Source organism: Herbaspirillum sp. AP02 (assembly GCF_015767275.1).
Lineage (GTDB): Bacteria > Pseudomonadota > Gammaproteobacteria > Burkholderiales > Burkholderiaceae_D > Herbaspirillum.
Window position 1 is genome coordinate 207,044 of sequence record NZ_JADWMY010000009.1, and the last position, 16,486, is coordinate 223,529.

Annotated in this window: 16 protein-coding genes; all 16 read left to right on the forward strand. The window is 62.8% G+C overall.

The genetic code is table 11. The features are described 5' to 3' along the window. Positions 1–16 precede the first annotated feature (16 nt). The 16 genes from I5R65_RS18340 to I5R65_RS18415 all read left to right on the forward strand — a co-directional run bounded on the left by I5R65_RS18340 (position 17) and on the right by I5R65_RS18415 (position 16,458). Positions 17–904 (forward strand): prephenate dehydrogenase/arogenate dehydrogenase family protein, encoded by an 888-nt coding sequence (locus tag I5R65_RS18340; RefSeq protein ID WP_180666626.1) that lies wholly within the window; start codon positions 17–19, stop codon positions 902–904. A 77-nt stretch (positions 905–981) separates the two neighbouring features. Beyond that, positions 982–2,313, forward strand: coding sequence for a 3-phosphoshikimate 1-carboxyvinyltransferase (gene aroA, locus I5R65_RS18345; protein WP_180666628.1), 1,332 nt, complete (start codon positions 982–984; stop codon positions 2,311–2,313). 58 nt (positions 2,314–2,371) lie between these two features. Continuing rightward, positions 2,372–3,040 carry a (d)CMP kinase gene (cmk, locus tag I5R65_RS18350; RefSeq protein ID WP_180666630.1) on the forward strand — a complete coding sequence of 223 codons (669 nt, stop codon included), beginning with the start codon at positions 2,372–2,374 and terminating at the stop codon, positions 3,038–3,040. 215 nt (positions 3,041–3,255) lie between these two features. Then, entirely contained in the window at positions 3,256–4,971 is a 1,716-nt protein-coding gene (gene rpsA, locus I5R65_RS18355) for a 30S ribosomal protein S1 (RefSeq protein ID WP_180666632.1), read from the forward strand. Between the two features lie 13 nt (positions 4,972–4,984). Further along, the gene (locus I5R65_RS18360) at positions 4,985–5,290 is read left to right on the forward strand and encodes an integration host factor subunit beta (protein WP_006462119.1); all 306 of its coding nucleotides are present in this window, start codon (positions 4,985–4,987) and stop codon (positions 5,288–5,290) included. A gap of 318 nt (positions 5,291–5,608) precedes the next feature. Beyond that, positions 5,609–5,935 (forward strand): lipopolysaccharide assembly LapA domain-containing protein, encoded by a 327-nt coding sequence (locus I5R65_RS18365; protein WP_180666634.1) that lies wholly within the window; start codon positions 5,609–5,611, stop codon positions 5,933–5,935. A 16-nt stretch (positions 5,936–5,951) separates the two neighbouring features. Continuing rightward, on the forward strand, positions 5,952–7,127 hold the full coding sequence (gene lapB, locus I5R65_RS18370; RefSeq protein WP_180666636.1) for a lipopolysaccharide assembly protein LapB: 1,176 nt from the start codon (positions 5,952–5,954) through the stop codon (positions 7,125–7,127). 49 nt (positions 7,128–7,176) lie between these two features. Beyond that, positions 7,177–8,553 carry a UDP-glucose/GDP-mannose dehydrogenase family protein gene (locus tag I5R65_RS18375; RefSeq protein WP_180666638.1) on the forward strand — a complete coding sequence of 459 codons (1,377 nt, stop codon included), beginning with the start codon at positions 7,177–7,179 and terminating at the stop codon, positions 8,551–8,553. 4 nt (positions 8,554–8,557) lie between these two features. Continuing rightward, positions 8,558–9,493, forward strand: coding sequence for a D-glycero-beta-D-manno-heptose-7-phosphate kinase (gene rfaE1 / locus I5R65_RS18380; RefSeq protein WP_180666640.1), 936 nt, complete (start codon positions 8,558–8,560; stop codon positions 9,491–9,493). Positions 9,494–9,623: 130 nt separating this feature from the next. Next, positions 9,624–10,019 (forward strand): helix-hairpin-helix domain-containing protein, encoded by a 396-nt coding sequence (locus I5R65_RS18385; protein WP_180666642.1) that lies wholly within the window; start codon positions 9,624–9,626, stop codon positions 10,017–10,019. A gap of 267 nt (positions 10,020–10,286) precedes the next feature. Further along, positions 10,287–11,258 carry a diguanylate cyclase gene (locus I5R65_RS18390; RefSeq protein WP_180666643.1) on the forward strand — a complete coding sequence of 324 codons (972 nt, stop codon included), beginning with the start codon at positions 10,287–10,289 and terminating at the stop codon, positions 11,256–11,258. Positions 11,259–11,367: 109 nt separating this feature from the next. Beyond that, the gene (locus tag I5R65_RS18395; protein ID WP_180666645.1) at positions 11,368–13,512 is read left to right on the forward strand and encodes a DNA polymerase III subunit gamma/tau; all 2,145 of its coding nucleotides are present in this window, start codon (positions 11,368–11,370) and stop codon (positions 13,510–13,512) included. An 84-nt stretch (positions 13,513–13,596) separates the two neighbouring features. Continuing rightward, positions 13,597–13,923 carry a YbaB/EbfC family nucleoid-associated protein gene (locus tag I5R65_RS18400; RefSeq protein ID WP_180666647.1) on the forward strand — a complete coding sequence of 109 codons (327 nt, stop codon included), beginning with the start codon at positions 13,597–13,599 and terminating at the stop codon, positions 13,921–13,923. 103 nt (positions 13,924–14,026) lie between these two features. Beyond that, the gene (locus I5R65_RS18405; RefSeq protein WP_006465015.1) at positions 14,027–14,329 is read left to right on the forward strand and encodes a YciI family protein; all 303 of its coding nucleotides are present in this window, start codon (positions 14,027–14,029) and stop codon (positions 14,327–14,329) included. Continuing rightward, positions 14,326–14,922: a recombination mediator RecR gene (gene recR, locus I5R65_RS18410; protein ID WP_180666648.1), complete on the forward strand. Its 597-nt coding sequence runs from the start codon at positions 14,326–14,328 to the stop codon at positions 14,920–14,922. The genes I5R65_RS18405 and recR overlap by 4 nt, the downstream gene beginning before the upstream one ends. 288 nt (positions 14,923–15,210) lie before the next feature. Next, positions 15,211–16,458, forward strand: a complete 1,248-nt coding sequence (locus I5R65_RS18415; protein WP_180666650.1) for a CaiB/BaiF CoA-transferase family protein — start codon at positions 15,211–15,213, stop codon at positions 16,456–16,458. Positions 16,459–16,486: the final 28 nt, after the last annotated feature.

Genomic DNA, 16,486 nt, shown 5'->3' on the forward strand with positions numbered 1-16,486 from the left:
ACCGTCCGAGTCCACCGTGTTCAAGAAAGTCGTCATCTTCGGCGTGGGCCTCATCGGCGGCTCGTTTGCCCTGGCGCTGCGCCGCGCCGGCCAGGCCGCCCACATCGTCGGCGTCGGTCGTTCCCTGGCCAGCCTGGAACGCGCCCGTGAACTGGGGCTCATCGATACCGTTGCCACCGACCCGGCGGCCGCCGTCGATGGTGCCGACCTGATCCTGCTGGCCGCCCCGGTAGCCCAGACCGAAGCCATCCTGGCCTCCATCGCCCCGCACCTGGATTCGCAGGCCATCGTCACCGATGCCGGCAGCACCAAGGGCGACGTGGTTGCTGCCGCCCGCAAGGTGCTGGGTGCGCGCATCGGCCAGTTCGTCCCGGCCCATCCGATCGCCGGGCGCGAGCAGCATGGACCGGAAGCCGCCCTGGCCGACCTCTACGAAGGCAAGAAGGTGGTCATCACCGCCTTGCCCGAGAACGCCGCGCAGGACGTGGAAACGGTCGCCGCCGCCTGGCGCGCCTGTGGCGCGATCATCCATCGTCTTTCGCCGCAGGAGCATGATGCAGTGTTTGCCTCGGTCAGCCATCTGCCGCATGTACTGGCCTTTGCGCTGGTGGACGATATCGCCGCCAAGCCGCATGCGGAAACGCTGTTCCAGTATGCCGCCAGCGGCTTCCGCGATTTCACCCGCATTGCCGCTTCTTCGCCCGAGATGTGGCGCGACATCACGCTGGCCAATCGCGATGCCCTGTTGACCGAAGTCGATGCCTATCTGGTGCAATTGCAGGCCATCCGCGAGATGATCGCCAATAGCGATGGCCCCGCGCTGGAACAGGTCTATGCCAGTGCCCGCGATGCGCGCCAGCAATGGGCTGCCGCCATCGAGGCCGCCGAGCGCAAGGGTGCCTGAGCCGCCCCTGCCGGCAGAATAATGAAACTTTGCGTGCCGCTGCGGCGGCCCGATTCATCCACCGAAAACGAATCACGATGAAACAGCCTTCCTACCCCCGTCATATCGACCTGGCTCCGGTGCACCACGTGCAAGGCACGGTCAAGCTGCCCGGCTCCAAGAGCATCTCCAACCGCATCCTGCTGCTGGCGGCGCTGTCCGGCGGCACCACCCGCATCTTCGACCTGCTGGCCTCCGACGATACCCTGGTCATGCTGATGGCCTTGCAGACCCTGGGCGTGAAGTGGGAGCAGATCGAAGGCACCCAGGATTACATCGTACACGGCGTCAACGGCGTACTGCCGGTGCATCAGGCTGATCTCTTCATGGGCAATGCCGGCACCGCCATCCGTCCGCTGACCGCGGCGTTGGCCGTGCTGGGTGGCGACTACACGCTGCACGGCGTGCCGCGCATGCATGAGCGTCCCATCGGCGACCTGGTCGATGCCTTGAACGCAGTCGGTATGCGTATCGACTACACCGGCAACCCGGGCTACCCGCCGCTGCATATCCGTCGCGGCCAGCTGAGCTCGTCGCGCATGAAGGTGCGCGGCAATGTGTCCAGCCAGTTCCTGACGGCTTTGCTGATGGCGGCACCCTTGATGGCGCGTGAGGAGGCCATGCAGATCGACGTGGTCGGGGAACTCATTTCCAAGCCCTACATCGAGATCACCCTGAACCTGATGCGCCGCTTCGGCGTCGAGGTCGAGCGCGACGGCTGGCAGCAGTTCATCATCCAGCCCGGCCAGCATTACCGCAGCCCGGGCAGTATCCACGTCGAGGGCGATGCGTCCTCAGCCTCCTACTTCCTGGCCGCCGGCGCCATCACTGGCGGCCCGATCCGGGTCGAAGGCGTGGGGCGCGACAGCATCCAGGGCGATGTGCGCTTCGTCGAGGCGCTACAGCAGATGGGTGCCACCATCACCATGGGCGAGAACTGGATCGAGGCCTCGTCCAACGGCCCCCTGAAGGCCATCCAAGCCGATTTCAACCATATTCCCGACGCCGCCATGACCATCGCCGTGGCCGCGCTCTATGCCGACGGCCCCAGCACTTTGCGCAATATCGCCAGCTGGCGCGTCAAGGAGACCGACCGCCTCACTGCCATGGCCACCGAACTGCGCAAGCTCGGCGCCGAGGTGGAAGAGGGCGCGGACTACCTGAAGGTGACGCCGCCGGCCGAGATCGGCAGCGCCGCCATCGATACCTATGACGACCATCGCATGGCCATGTGTTTCTCCCTGGCATCGCTGGATGGTGCATTGCGGCGTGGCAACCGCGTGCGCATCAACGACCCCAAATGCGTGGCCAAGACCTTCCCGGATTACTTTGATGTCTTCAAAAAGATTGCCGAGCAAACCTTGATCTGATAAACCCTGTAGTAACGAGAAATTGCACTAAATTATTCACTGATAAAGGGTTCAGGCCATGGAAAAAGCAAAGATACCGGTCATCACCATCGATGGACCTACCGCCTCCGGCAAGGGGACCGTGGCCCAGAAGGTGGCCCAGCAACTGGGTTTCCATTACCTGGATTCGGGTGCACTGTACCGCCTGACGGCGCTGTCCGTGCTGCGTCGCGGCATCGCACTGGATGATGAGCATGCGCTGGCCAAGGCGGCCGAGCACCTGCACTGCCATTTCGATGGCGCCCACATCTTCCTGGCCAATGAAGACGTGACCCAGGCCATCCGTGCCGAAGAGGTCGGCAATACCGCCTCTCGTATCGCCGCCTTGATCACCGTGCGCCAGGCCTTGTACGCCCTGCAGTTGTCATTCAGGAAATCCCCCGGCCTGGTGGCCGATGGTCGCGATATGGGTACCGTCATCTTCCCCAACGCCCGTCTGAAGGTGTTTTTGACCGCCAGTGTGGAAGCGCGCGCTACAAGACGCTATAAGCAATTGATTGACAAGGGTTTTTCTGCTAATATCGAAGACCTCTCCAGAGATTTGAAGGAACGTGACGAACGCGACATGAGTCGCTCGTCGGCCCCCTTGAAGCCTGCGGAGGGCGCATATCACCTGGATACATCCGACATGACCGCTGACGAAGCGGTGCAGCAGGTACTCAGCTGGTACGCTGCCTTGGGGCATTGAAGGCGCTTGAATCTGCTTGAAAAAGCGCCTTTCGCTGTCATCATGGGCAAGTCCTTGTTGTACCCGTAGTGCCATTGGTGCCCGGCAGATGCAAAGTCTGACGGGTGTTGATAAACCTAACCCAGTATCCATGCCATCGGCGGCAACGCAGGCGGCAGTGCAAGTCGGGACGATTGCATCGTACGGATACCGGCCAATCTTTCTTACTTTCTTTTATGTCTACCACTACCGTTATCGCTGCAGGTGTTGATACCTCCAGCGAATTTGCTGCTCTGTTTGAAGAATCGCTGTCGCGTCAGGACATGCGTTCGGGTGAAGTCATCTCGGCAGAAGTCGTGCGCCTGGATCACAATTTCGTGATCGTCAACGCCGGCCTGAAGTCGGAAGCATTCATCCCTGTTGAAGAATTCAAGAACGACAACGGCGAAGTCGAAGTCAACGTCGGCGACTTCATCTCCGTTGCGATCGAATCGCTGGAAAACGGCTTCGGCGACACCATCCTGTCGCGCGACAAGGCCAAGCGTCTGGCATCGTGGCTCTCGCTGGAAAAGGCGATGGAGTCCGGCGAGATCGTCACCGGTACCGTCAATGGCAAGGTCAAGGGCGGCCTGACTGTCCTGACCAACGGCATCCGTGCCTTCCTGCCGGGTTCGCTGGTCGACACCCGTCCGGTCAAGGACACCACCCCGTTCGAAGGCAAGACCCTGGAATTCAAGGTCATCAAGCTGGATCGCAAGCGCAACAACGTGGTTCTGTCGCGCCGTGCCGTGATCGAAGCCTCGATGGGCGAAGAACGCGCCAAGCTGATGGAAACCCTGAAGGAAGGCACCGTCGTCACCGGTATCGTCAAGAACATCACCGACTACGGTGCGTTCGTTGACCTGGGTGGCATCGACGGCCTGCTGCACATCACCGACCTGGCATGGCGTCGCGTGCGTCACCCGTCGGAAGTGCTGTCGGTTGGCCAAGAAATCACCGCCAAGGTCCTCAAGTACGATCAAGAGAAGAACCGCGTCTCCCTGGGCGTGAAGCAACTGGGCGACGATCCGTGGACCGGTCTGTCGCGTCGCTACCCGCAAGGCACCCGCCTGTTCGGCAAGGTCACCAACCTGACCGACTACGGTGCATTCGTGGAAGTCGAGCAAGGTATCGAGGGTCTGGTGCACGTCTCCGAAATGGACTGGACCAACAAGAACGTGGCCCCGAACAAGGTTGTCCAGCTGGGCGACGAAGTCGAAGTCATGGTTCTGGAAATCGACGAAGAGCGTCGTCGTATCTCCCTGGGCATGAAGCAGTGCAAGCCGAATCCTTGGGACGACTTCGCCATGAGCCACAAGAAGGGCGACAAGGTCCGTGGTTCGATCAAGTCGATCACCGACTTCGGCGTGTTCATCGGCCTGCCGGGCAACATCGACGGCCTGGTGCACCTGTCCGACCTGTCCTGGACCGAAGCTGGCGAAGAAGCCGTGCGCAAGTTCAAGAAGGGCGACGAGCTGGAAGCCGTTGTTCTGGCCATCGACGTGGAACGCGAGCGCGTCTCCCTGGGCGTGAAGCAACTGGAAGGCGACCCGTTCAACAACTTCGCCGCCCTGAACGACAAGGGTGCGTTGGTGACCGGTACCGTCAAGTCGGTTGAGCCCAAGGGCGCCGTGATCCAGCTGAACGACGAAGTCGAAGGCTACCTGCGTGCCTCCGAAATCTCCCGCGACCGCGTGGAAGATGCCGGTACCCACCTGAAGGTTGGCGATTCCGTCGAAGCCCTGGTCATCAACATCGACCGCAAGGCGCGCAGCATCCAGCTGTCGATCAAGGCCAAGGACAACGCCGAGACCCAGGAAGCCATGCAGAAGATGTCGGCTGACTCCAACGCTGCTTCGGGCACCACCAGCCTGGGCGCGCTGCTGAAGGCCAAGTTCGACAACAAGAACTGATCTTCCGGTCACGATGACGAAGTCGGAGCTGATCGCCCGTCTGGCTGAGCGTTATCCGCAACTTGTCGCCAAGGATGCGGATTACGCGGTCAAGACCATCCTCGATGCCATGGTCGACGCACTTGCGACCGGCCAGCGCATCGAAATCCGTGGTTTTGGCAGCTTCGCGCTCAACCGCCGTCCGCCGCGTATCGGCCGCAATCCCAAGTCCGGCGACAAGGTGATGGTTCCCGAAAAACGGGTACCGCACTTCAAACCGGGCAAGGAATTGCGCGAACGCGTCGATGCGATGGTCGGCCAGCCAATCCGCGAGGATTGAACCGGCTCGGCCTGTGACCAGGCAGTTCCTGTCGCCATGTTCGTTCATGGCGATGTCAGGCTGCAGTAATCGTTGAAGCCTCGCATCTGCCCAGCGCGAGCTGAGCGGGTGTAAAGGCAGATCAACAAAATGAACGGCATCTTTGGATGCCGTTTTTTTTCACGTACAATCCGCATTTGACCTGGATTGGCCTGGAAAGCGAGCGAAACGGGCCCGATTTTTCCGGCCAGCGCAATAATTGCGATCTGGCACGCCCCGCCGCGAGGTGCGCAGGCGGCCTTCCGGGCAGCACACTGACCCGCCAGAAAGGATTACGCCATGAAAATACTCTCCCGATTGATCGCGGCCATCCTGTTCGTGTTCTTCTTTTTCTTTGCCCTGCGCAACACTCAGGAAGTGACCATGCACTTCTTCCTCGGTTATGAGCGCAGCGACCCGCTGGTACTGGTCTTGCTGGCCTTCTTCGTGATCGGCGCGGTACTGGGCGTGCTGGCCATGGCGCCGCTGGTCTTGCGCCATCGTCGCGAAGCCTCGCGCTACAAGAAGACCCTGGCCCAGATCCAGAAGGCCCAGGAGGACCTGGTCCAGGCACAGGCCCAGCCGCCACAGCCCGACAGCGTGATCACCGCGCAGCACATCCTCTAATTGCCCCTCTCTCTTTATGGAATTTGAATTTTGGTGGTTGCTCGGCATTCCGGTCTTCTTCGGACTCGGATGGATTGCCGCGCGGGTCGATATCAACCAGTTACTGTCCGAATCGCGCGCCCTGCCACGGGGCTATTTCAAGGGTCTCAATTTCCTGCTCAACGAGCAACCCGACAAGGCCATCGACGCCTTCATCGAAATCGTCAAGCTGGACCCGGAAACCGTGGAGCTGCACTTTGCCCTGGGCAACCTGTTCCGCCGCCGGGGCGAGACCGAGCGCGCCATCCGCGTGCACCAGAACCTGCTGGCGCGCCCGGACCTGCCGGCCGAGCATCATGGGCATGCCCTGTATGAACTGGGTCAGGATTATCTGAAGGCCGGTCTGCTGGACCGCGCCGAGGAAACCTTCAACAAGCTCATCGACACCCCTTACAGCGCCCAGGCTGGCCGCGCCCTGCTGGAAATCTACCAGCGCGAGAAGGAATGGACCCGTGCCATTGCTGCGGCCGAGATATTGCAGGCCACCGGCGCCGGTGGCCGGCAGCGTGAGATCGCCCAGTTCTATTGCGAACTGGCCGCTGACGAATTGGTACGCACCAATACCGATGCCGCCGTGTCCTTGCTGGAGCAGGCCCTGGCTGCGGACCGCAAGAGCGTGCGTGCCACCATGCTCATGGGGGATGCGCTGCGCGCCCGGGGTGATATCGAGGGGGCGCTGGAAACCTGGCGCCGCGTGGAGCACCAGAGCGTGCCACACACCGCACTGGTGGCGCAGCGCCTGATGGACGGCTATATCGCCGTGGGCCGCCCGCAGGAAGGGATCAATCTGCTGCGCGCCTACCTGGCCGAAGCACCATCGATCGACCTGCTGGAAGTGGTCTTCAAGGCTGTGCTCGACGCCGATGGCATCGAGGCCGCCAACGTCCTGGTCAGTGACGAGCTGCGTCGTACGCCCACTCTGCTGGGCCTGGACAAGTTCCTGGAGGCCCGCATGATGAGTGCACCCCAGACAGTGCGCCCCGAGCTGGCGGTGGTCAAGACCCTGGTGCATGGCTACACCCAGAAGCTGGCGCGCTACCAGTGCAGCCATTGTGGCTTCAAGGCACGCCAGTTCTATTGGCAATGCCCGGGCTGCAGCCAGTGGGAGACCTACCCGCCGCGCCGCACCGAAGAACTGAATGTGATGAATTAAACGTGATGAATTAGGGCCGCATGGCCGTACTTGAAACTCTGGATCTACCATGAAAATCACCATCATCGGCACCGGCTACGTTGGCCTGGTGACCGGCGCCTGCCTGGCCGAACTCGGCAACGACGTGTTCTGTCTGGACCTTGACCAGCGTAAGGTCGACATCCTCAACAACGGCGGCATCCCCATCCACGAACCTGGCCTGGAAGAAGTGGTGGCGCGCAACCGCGCTGCCGGCCGACTGCAGTTTTCGACCGATGTGGCTGCCAGTGTGGCGCATGGTGATATCCAGTTCATTGCCGTGGGCACCCCTCCTGACGAAGACGGCTCGGCCGACCTGCAATACGTCCTGGCGGCGGCCCGCAACATCGGCCTTCACATGGAAGGCTTCAAGGTGGTGGTCGACAAGTCCACCGTGCCCGTGGGGACTGCCGACCGCGTCAAGGCCGCCATTGCCGGGGAACTGGCGCAGCGCGGCAAGACCGACGCGAGCTTCTCGGTGGTGTCCAATCCCGAGTTCCTCAAGGAAGGTGCGGCGGTGGAGGATTTCATGCGCCCCGACCGCATCGTGATCGGTCACGACCAGAGCACTGATGGTTTGCGTGCGCAGAAGCTGATGAAGAAGCTTTACGCCCCCTTCAACCGCAACCACGAGCGCACCTACTGGATGGATGTGCGCTCGGCCGAGTTCACCAAGTACGCCGCCAACGCCATGCTGGCCACGCGCATTTCCTTCATGAACGAGCTGGCCAACCTGGCTGATCGGGTGGGGGCCGACATCGAGTCCGTGCGCCATGGCATCGGTTCCGATCCGCGTATCGGTCACAGCTTCCTGTACGCCGGATGCGGCTATGGCGGCTCCTGCTTCCCCAAGGATGTGCAGGCGCTGGAACGCACCGCCCGCGACTACGATCAGGAGTTGCTGATCCTGCAGGCGGTCGAGCGTGTCAATGATCTCCAGAAGCACGTCCTGGGCAAGAAGATCGTCACCCGCTTCGGCGAGGACCTGGCGGGCAAGCACTTCGCGATCTGGGGCCTGGCGTTCAAGCCCAATACCGACGACATGCGCGAAGCCTCTTCGCGCGTACTGATCGGTGAGCTGGTGCGGCGCGGTGCCAGCGTGGCCGTCTACGATCCGGTGGCCATGAAGGAAGCCGGCCGCGTGCTGGAACTGGACTTCGCCGACGATACGCAGTTGCTGCAGAAGGTTCGCTTCGCCGCGTCGCCCAACGACACCTTGCAAGGCGCCGACGCCCTGGCCATCGTCACCGAGTGGAAAGCCTTCCGCAGCCCTGATTTCGAGCGCGTCAAGGTCGCACTGAAGACCCCGGTCATCTTCGATGGCCGCAATCTGTTCGATCCGCAGCTCATGGCTGACAGTGGCATCGAATACTACGGCATCGGTCGCACTCTCCAAGCGCGAGGATAATAACGTGGACAAGGATCTCTCTTCCGCCTGGGATTGCGCCCGCATCCTCATCGTGGGTGATGTCATGCTGGACCGCTACTGGTTCGGCGAAGTCAATCGCATTTCGCCCGAGGCACCGGTTCCCGTGGTGCGCGTGGAACGCCGCGAGGAGCGCCTCGGCGGCGCCGCCAACGTGGCGCGCAATACTGCCAGCCTGGGAGCCAAGACGGCACTGCTGGGCGTCACCGGCGACGACGAGCCGGCACGCGTGATGGAGAGCATGCTGCGCGAGATGGGCATCGATAGCCATCTGAACCGCGACGCCAGCATCGCCACCATCGTCAAGCTGCGCGTGATCGGCCGCCAGCAGCAGCTGGTGCGCATCGACTTCGAAGAAGCGCCCACCGACACCGTGCTGCGCGACAAGCTGACCCAGTTCAATTCGCTGGTGGCCGATTACGACGTCATCGTCTTCTCCGACTACGCCAAAGGCGGGCTGGTCAATGTCGCCGAGATGATCGCCGCCGCCAGGAAGCTGGGCAAGCGCATCCTGGTTGACCCCAAGGGTGACGACTTCACACGCTACGCCGGTGCCTCCATCCTCACGCCCAACAAGTCGGAAATGGTGCGCATCGTCGGCCAGTGGAAGAACGAGGAAGACCTCACCGCGCGTGCCCAGAAGCTGCGTACCGAACTGGGCCTGGAGGCCTTGCTGCTGACCCGTTCGGAAGAGGGCATGAGCCTGTATCGCGACGGCGAAGTCACTCACTTCCCCACCATGGCGCGTGAAGTGTTCGACGTCTCCGGCGCAGGCGATACCGTCATCGGCACCCTGGCCGTGATGCTGGGCGCCGGCGCTACGCTGGTCGACGCCGTCACCATGGCCAATCGTGCCGGCGGCATCGTGGTCGGCAAGCTCGGTACGGCCACGGTCACTCGCGAGGAATTGCTGGCAGGGTGATTTGAGAGCGGTTTTCTAGCTGGATTACTGTCAACAGGCGGCTGTGACTTTCGTTGAGCATGGGCAGCGCGTTTCCGGATGCGCTGCCCTTTGTTTTTTTACTCAATCCAGAAAGTCGAAAGGACGCATCATGTTGAAGAAAACCCTGTTGTTCATGCTTAGCTTCTTCGTCGCCACCGGTCTCGCCCTGGCCGAGGTGGATGTCAACAAGGCCGACCAGGCTGCACTCGATGGCGTGCGCGGAATCGGTCCCTCGATGTCCAGGCGCATCCTGGATGAACGCCAGAAAGGCGGCAGCTTCAAGGATTGGAGCGACCTGCAGGCACGCGTCAAGGGCATCAAGGATAAGGCAGCCGCCAAGCTTTCCGCCAACGGCCTGACGGTGAATGGCCAGGCCAAGGCCGGAGCATCCGGCGAGGCTGCGGCGGCCAAGTCCGGAAAAACGGCCAAATCCCCGCACGCTGAGAACAAGGGCAAGGGGGCCGCGGACAAGATGGCCGATGAGCCGACGGCGCCCAGGAAATGACGGGCCGTCGTTGCTGATCTCCGGAAAGCCTTCACAGAAAGGGTAGCCGCAGGCTTGGCAACCGCATCGTCGATGCTGGTTGTTGCCTGACAGTGGGTCGGAATAGGGGAGACCTGCTGTTTTAAGTCGAACATTGGAAAAGCCGGCTCGGGCAGCATCGCTGCTTTTTGCGTACAACTAATTCTTGTTTCTCGAAAAATTTGGGGTTAAAGTGAGCCGCAGCCTGCCGTTAACCTGGGCAACCACGTCTATCTGCGTTGATGAATCATGATAATTGCCGAGCAACCCGTCAATGAAGCTGCCCGCATCGACGCCCTGCATTCGCTGCGCATCCTCGATACGCCCAGAGAAGAACGCTTCGATCGCCTGACCCGCCTGGCGCGGCGCCTGTTCGATGTGCCGATGGCGGTGGTGACACTGGTCGACGTACATCGGCAGTGGTTCAAGTCCTGTGTCGGCCTGGGTGATGCGACCGAGACTTCGCGTGATGTTTCCTTCTGCGCCCATGCCATCTTGCGTGAAGAACTGACCATCGTTCCCGATGCCAGGCTCGATCCGCGTTTTGCCGGCAATCCGCAGGTCACCGGAGAGCCCTTCATCCGGTTCTATGCAGGTTGCCCTATCAAGAGCGAAAGCGGCTTCACTCTCGGTACCTTGTGCCTGGTCGACACCGTCCCCCGTAGCTTCGATGGCGATGAGCAATCCCTGCTCAAGGACCTGGCTGCCATGGTTGAACAGGAACTGGCCGCAGTGAAGCTTGCCACCATCGACGACCTCACCGGGGTATCGAACCGGCGCGGCTTCGAGGCGCTGGCCCGCCACGCCCTGGCATCGGCGCGACGCATCGGCCATGCCGCCTGCATGCTCAACTTCGACCTGAATCATTTCAAGCAGATCAATGACCGCTTCGGGCATGCTGAAGGCGATCAGGCCCTGATCGATTTCGCCGGCCTGCTGATGACCAGCCTGCGTGAATCCGATGTGATCGGGCGCCTGGGGGGGGACGAGTTCGCGGTCTTCCTGACCAATACCACCCTGGCCGACTCCGATGTCGTCCTGCAGCATCTGGAGCAGACGGTGCAAGCTTTCAATCTGACCCGGCAGCGCCAGTACCGGCTGGACTACTGTGTTGGTGCGGTCCAGTACGTTCCATCGCAGCATCCAGACCTGGCGGATCTGCTACGCGACGCCGATGCCGCCATGTACGGGCGCAAGAAGGCGCGCCGTAGCACGGACTGATCGGACATCGGGGGCGCCGGCGACACCGGGGCATGCAGGCAAAGGCGATACCGGCGGCGAAATAGCTTAAAATGCCCCCCTGAGCCAAAAAGCCGACTGCAGCCACCTCATGTCCTATCAAGTTCTCGCCCGTAAATATCGTCCCCGCAGCTTCGACACCCTGGTAGGCCAGGAACACGTCGTGCGCGCGCTGACGCACGCGCTGGAACAGCAGCGGTTGCACCACGCCTACCTGTTCACCGGGACCCGGGGCGTGGGCAAGACCACGCTCTCGCGCATCCTGGCCAAGTCGCTCAACTGCGTCGGCCCGGATGGCAACGGCGGCATCACCGCGACCCCCTGTGGCGTATGCGAAGCCTGCGTGGCCATCGATGCCGGCCGTTTCGTCGACTACATCGAGATGGACGCCGCCTCCAACCGTGGTGTGGACGAGATGGCGCAGTTGCTCGAGCAGGCCATCTATGCACCGTCGAACGCCCGCTTCAAGGTCTACATGATCGACGAAGTGCACATGCTCACCAATCACGCCTTCAACGCCATGCTGAAGACGCTGGAAGAGCCGCCCGAGCACATCAAGTTCATCCTGGCCACCACCGACCCGCAAAAGATTCCCGTGACCGTGCTGTCGCGCTGCTTGCAGTTCAACCTGAAGCAGATGCCGCCCGGCCACATCATCGGCCACCTCGACAACATCCTCAACCAGGAAGGCATAGCGTTCGATCCACCCGCGTTGCGCCTGCTGGCGCAGGGTGCCTCCGGCTCCATGCGCGATGCGTTGTCACTGACCGACCAAGCCATTGCCTATGCCGCCGGCAAGGTGACCCTGGAAGCCGTGCAAGGCATGCTGGGCGCGCTTGACCAGTCCTACCTGATCCGCGTCCTTGATGCCCTGGCGGCACAGGATGGCGCAGCGCTGCTGGGCGTGGCTGACGACATGGCCAGCCGCAGCCTGTCCTACAATGCCGCGCTGCAAGACCTGGGTACGCTGCTGCACCAGATCGCCCTGGCGCAGGCGGTACCGGCCGCCCTGGCCGAGGACCTGCCCAATCGCGAAGATATCCTGCGCCTGTCGGCACAGTTCAGTGCCGAACATGTGCAGCTGTTCTACCAGATCGCCGTACACGGCCGCAATGAACTGGGCCTGGCTCCGGACGAATACGCCGGTTTCAGCATGACGCTCTTGCGCATGCTGGCTTTCCGCCCGGTCAGTGCCAATGCCGGTGGCCCGGTACCGCCCGCCGCCGCCCCGGCTGCAGCCCGTCCGGCTACACCGCGCCAGGCAGCGCCGCTGATGGCGCCGCAGGCGGCCGTGACGAGCGCCCCGGTCCCCCGCACACAGGCACCGGCGACAGCGACACCGCCTGCGCCAGCGGCGTCGAGCCCAGCAGCACCGGCCGTAGCCCGGCCCGCGCCTGCACCGGCCGTGTCCCCTGCCGCAGTGCCCGCGGCCGCCGTGCCGGCAACCCCAGCCTCTGCCCGCGAGGCCGCGCTGATGGCGGCGCGCGTCGGCAAGAGCGGCAAGGCGCCTGCTGCCCGACCCGCACCGGCGGCGATCCCTGCAGAGACCGCTGCGCCGCTGGCGCCCTCTGCTCCTGCTCCCGCTGCCCGCGCCGCGGCACCAGCGCCGTCGGATATGCCGGACATGCCCGAGCCACCGCCCTACGATTCCATCCCGCCATGGGAAGAGGATGTCCGTGCCGACACGATGCCACCGGCTGGCTTCCCAGCGGAAAAAAAAACTGAATCCCTTGCCGCACCGGTTGCCCTACCGGTAGCTTCGGCAGCACCAGCTGCGCCAGCAGCCCCGCAGCGCCCGGCCGCGACTCCCGCGCAACAGCAGGAAACCGCGCGCATCGCCACCGAGCTGGGCTGGGATGGCCATTGGCCGAGCCTGGCTGCCAGCCTGGCCCTACGCGGCGTGGCCCATCAGATGGCTTTCCAGAGTGAATTGGTGCGCTGTGAAGCGCTCAATGGCGGCAATGTCTGCTTCCACCTGCGCATCCCGCTCGATACACTGCGTTCCTCCGGCAGCGTGGAAAAGCTGGTGGCGGCTCTGGCAGAGCGCTTCGGCAAGGAGATCCGCGTGGAAACCGAGCTTGGCGCCGTCGCCGACACCGCCAATGCGGTGGCCGAAGCCGAGCGCGCTGCGCGCCAGCGCCAGGCCGAACAGAAGATGACCAGTGACCCCTTCGTGATGACCATGATGCGCGAATTTGGCGCCACCATCGTGCCGGGGTCGATCCAGGCGTTGTGAAGCAGAAACGGAAGGGGCGACCGGATTGCCGGCCCCTTCCGCAAACACGATAGAATCCCGTGAATTGAAACAAGGAGCATGAGCATGATGAAAGGTCAACTGGCAGGTCTGATGAAGCAAGCACAGGCCATGCAGGACAACATGAAGAAGGCCCAGGAACAACTGGCCAACATCGAAGTGGAAGGCCAGTCCGGCGCCGGTCTGGTGAAGGTCGTGATGACCTGCAAGAACGACGTCAAGCGCGTCGCCATCGATCCGTCGCTGCTGGCTGACGACAAGGACATGCTGGAAGACCTGGTCGCCGCCGCCTTCAACGATGCCGTGCGCAAGGCTGAAGCCACCGCCCAGGAAAAGATGTCCGGTGTCACCGCCGGCATGCCGATGCCCCCGGGCTTCAAGATGCCGTTCTGAGGTCGGTGCGGCTCGTGCATGCATGCCGGGCCGCCATGATCGCTGCGGTAATGCAAGACATCCATGATGTTGACGGAATGCACGATTGTTTAGGGGATGCACCATGTTCATCGTCTCGATCACGTACACCAAGCCGGCAGGCGACATCGACTCCCTGCTGACCGCGCACAAGAAATTCCTCAACCAGCAATATGCCGACGGCGTGTTCCTGATGTCGGGCCGCAAGGTCCCGCGCACCGGCGGCATCATCATTGCCGACTGCGCCGATCGTGCCGAGATCGAAGCCATCATGGAATCCGATCCCTTCTTCATCGGGGGTGTGGCCGAATACGAGATCATCGAATTCGTCCCCTCGATGACCGCCGAGGCGCTGGAAGCCTTCCGCTATTCCGTAGACCGCAATTGAAAACGCCCTCCAGTCTCACCGTCCTCACCGAATCGCTGCGCCGGCTTCCCGGCATCGGGCCCAAGACCGCGCAGCGCATGGCCTATCACCTGCTGCAGCATGATCGCGACGCTGCTGCCGAGCTCAGCAAATCGCTGGCGCAGGCGCTCGATACCATCCGTCATTGCGCGCTGTGCAACACCTTCACCGAGCAGGTCATCTGCGAGACCTGCCAGGACAGCCAGCGCGACCATACCCAGCTCTGCGTGGTGGAGTCTCCCTCCGACCAGGTCATGATCGAGCAGACGCTGACCTTCAAGGGCCTGTATTTCGTCCTCATGGGGCGCCTCTCGCCGCTGGACGGCATCGGCCCGCGTGACATCCATCTCGAAAAGCTGATCACCCGCGCCACCGATGGCGTGGTCAGCGAAGTGGTGCTGGCCACCAACTTCACCAACGAAGGCGAAGCCACCGCCCACTACATCAGCGAAACCCTCAAGGCCCGTGGCCTCAAGGTCAGCCGCCTGGCGCGCGGCGTACCGGTCGGCGGCGAGCTGGAATACGTGGATGCAGGCACCATCGCCCGCGCCATGCTGGACCGCCGGACGACGTGAGGCCGGCATCGTTTTCAGATGAAAAACTTGCAGGCATGGCGCCGGCGATGAAGGTCAAAATGCGCGACATTCAGTCCATGCTGCAATAGAATGACGACTGCCAGCCGGCCGGTACCCCCGGAGGCTGCCGCAGGCGACCGCGCAGCAATCCTGCGCGCCGGACTGCACACCAACCCACGCATTTCAGGACACTGGCCACTACCCGACAAGAGCCAGGTCCGGCATCACGATCAGGAGGAGATCACCGGATCGGCCGCTTCGCAGCGCCAGCCTTCCGGTGCAAGCACGATGAGCACAGGCACATCCAAGCCCGGCCCGCTGGCCGGCATCAAGGTACTGGAACTGGGAACGCTGATTGCAGGCCCGTTCTGCTCGCGCATGCTGGCCGAATTCGGCGCCGACGTGATCAAGGTCGAAGCCCCAGGCAACGGCGACCCGCTGCGCCAGTGGCGCGTCCTCAAGGATGGCACCTCGCTGTGGTGGTCGGTCCAGGCCCGCAACAAGAAGAGCATCACCCTCAACATGAAGGACGAGCGCGCCCAGGAAATCGCCCGCAAGCTCGCCCTGGAGGCCGACGTCATCATCGAGAACTACCGTCCCGGCGTGCTGGAAAAGTGGAAGCTCGGCTATGAGGACCTCAGGCAGCTCAACCCTGCCACCATCATGGTGCGCCTGTCCGGCTACGGCCAGACCGGCCCCTTGCGCGACCTGCCGGGCTTCGGCGCCATCGGCGAATCGATGGGTGGCATCCGCTATGTCTCCGGTCACCCGGATCGTCCACCGGTGCGCATCGGCATTTCCATCGGCGACTCCATCGCCGCCCTGCACGGCGTGATCGGCGCCATGATGGCACTGCGCCACCGCGACGTCACCGGCGGTCGCTGGAACGGCAAGCAGGGCGCCGATTGCATCGCCGGCCAGGGGCAGATGGTGGATGTGGCCTTGTACGAGGCCGTCTTCAACATGATGGAATCGATGGTTCCCGAATTCGACTTTGCAGGCGTGGTGCGCGAGCGCACCGGTGGCGCGTTGCCCGGCATCGTGCCTTCCAACACCTACACCACGGGCGACGGCATGAACATCGTCATCGCCGGCAATGGCGACGCCATCTTCAAGCGCCTGATGAGCGCCATCGATCGCGAGGACATGGCCAACGATCCGGGTCTGGCGCGCAACGACGGCCGCGTTCCCCGTACCGCCGAGATCGATGCCGCCATCCAGCAGTGGTGCAGCACGCAGACCATCGAAAATGCCCTGGCCAGGCTGCAGGCAGCCGATGTCCCGGTCGGCAAGATCTACTCGGTCAAGGACATGATGAGCGACGCCCAGTTCCTGGCGCGCGACATGTTCGAGCAGCACCAGTTTGCCGACGGCACGCCGGTCAAGCTGCCCGGCATCACGCCCAAGATGTCCGAGACGCCTGGCCAGACCAAGTGGCTTGGCCCCGAGTTGGGCGCCCACAGCGATGAAATCCTGCAATCGCTGGGGTATGATGAGGCCCACATCAAGATGCTGCGCGACCACGGTGTGGTCTGAGCGGCGCGAAACGGTAGTGCAATCTGCA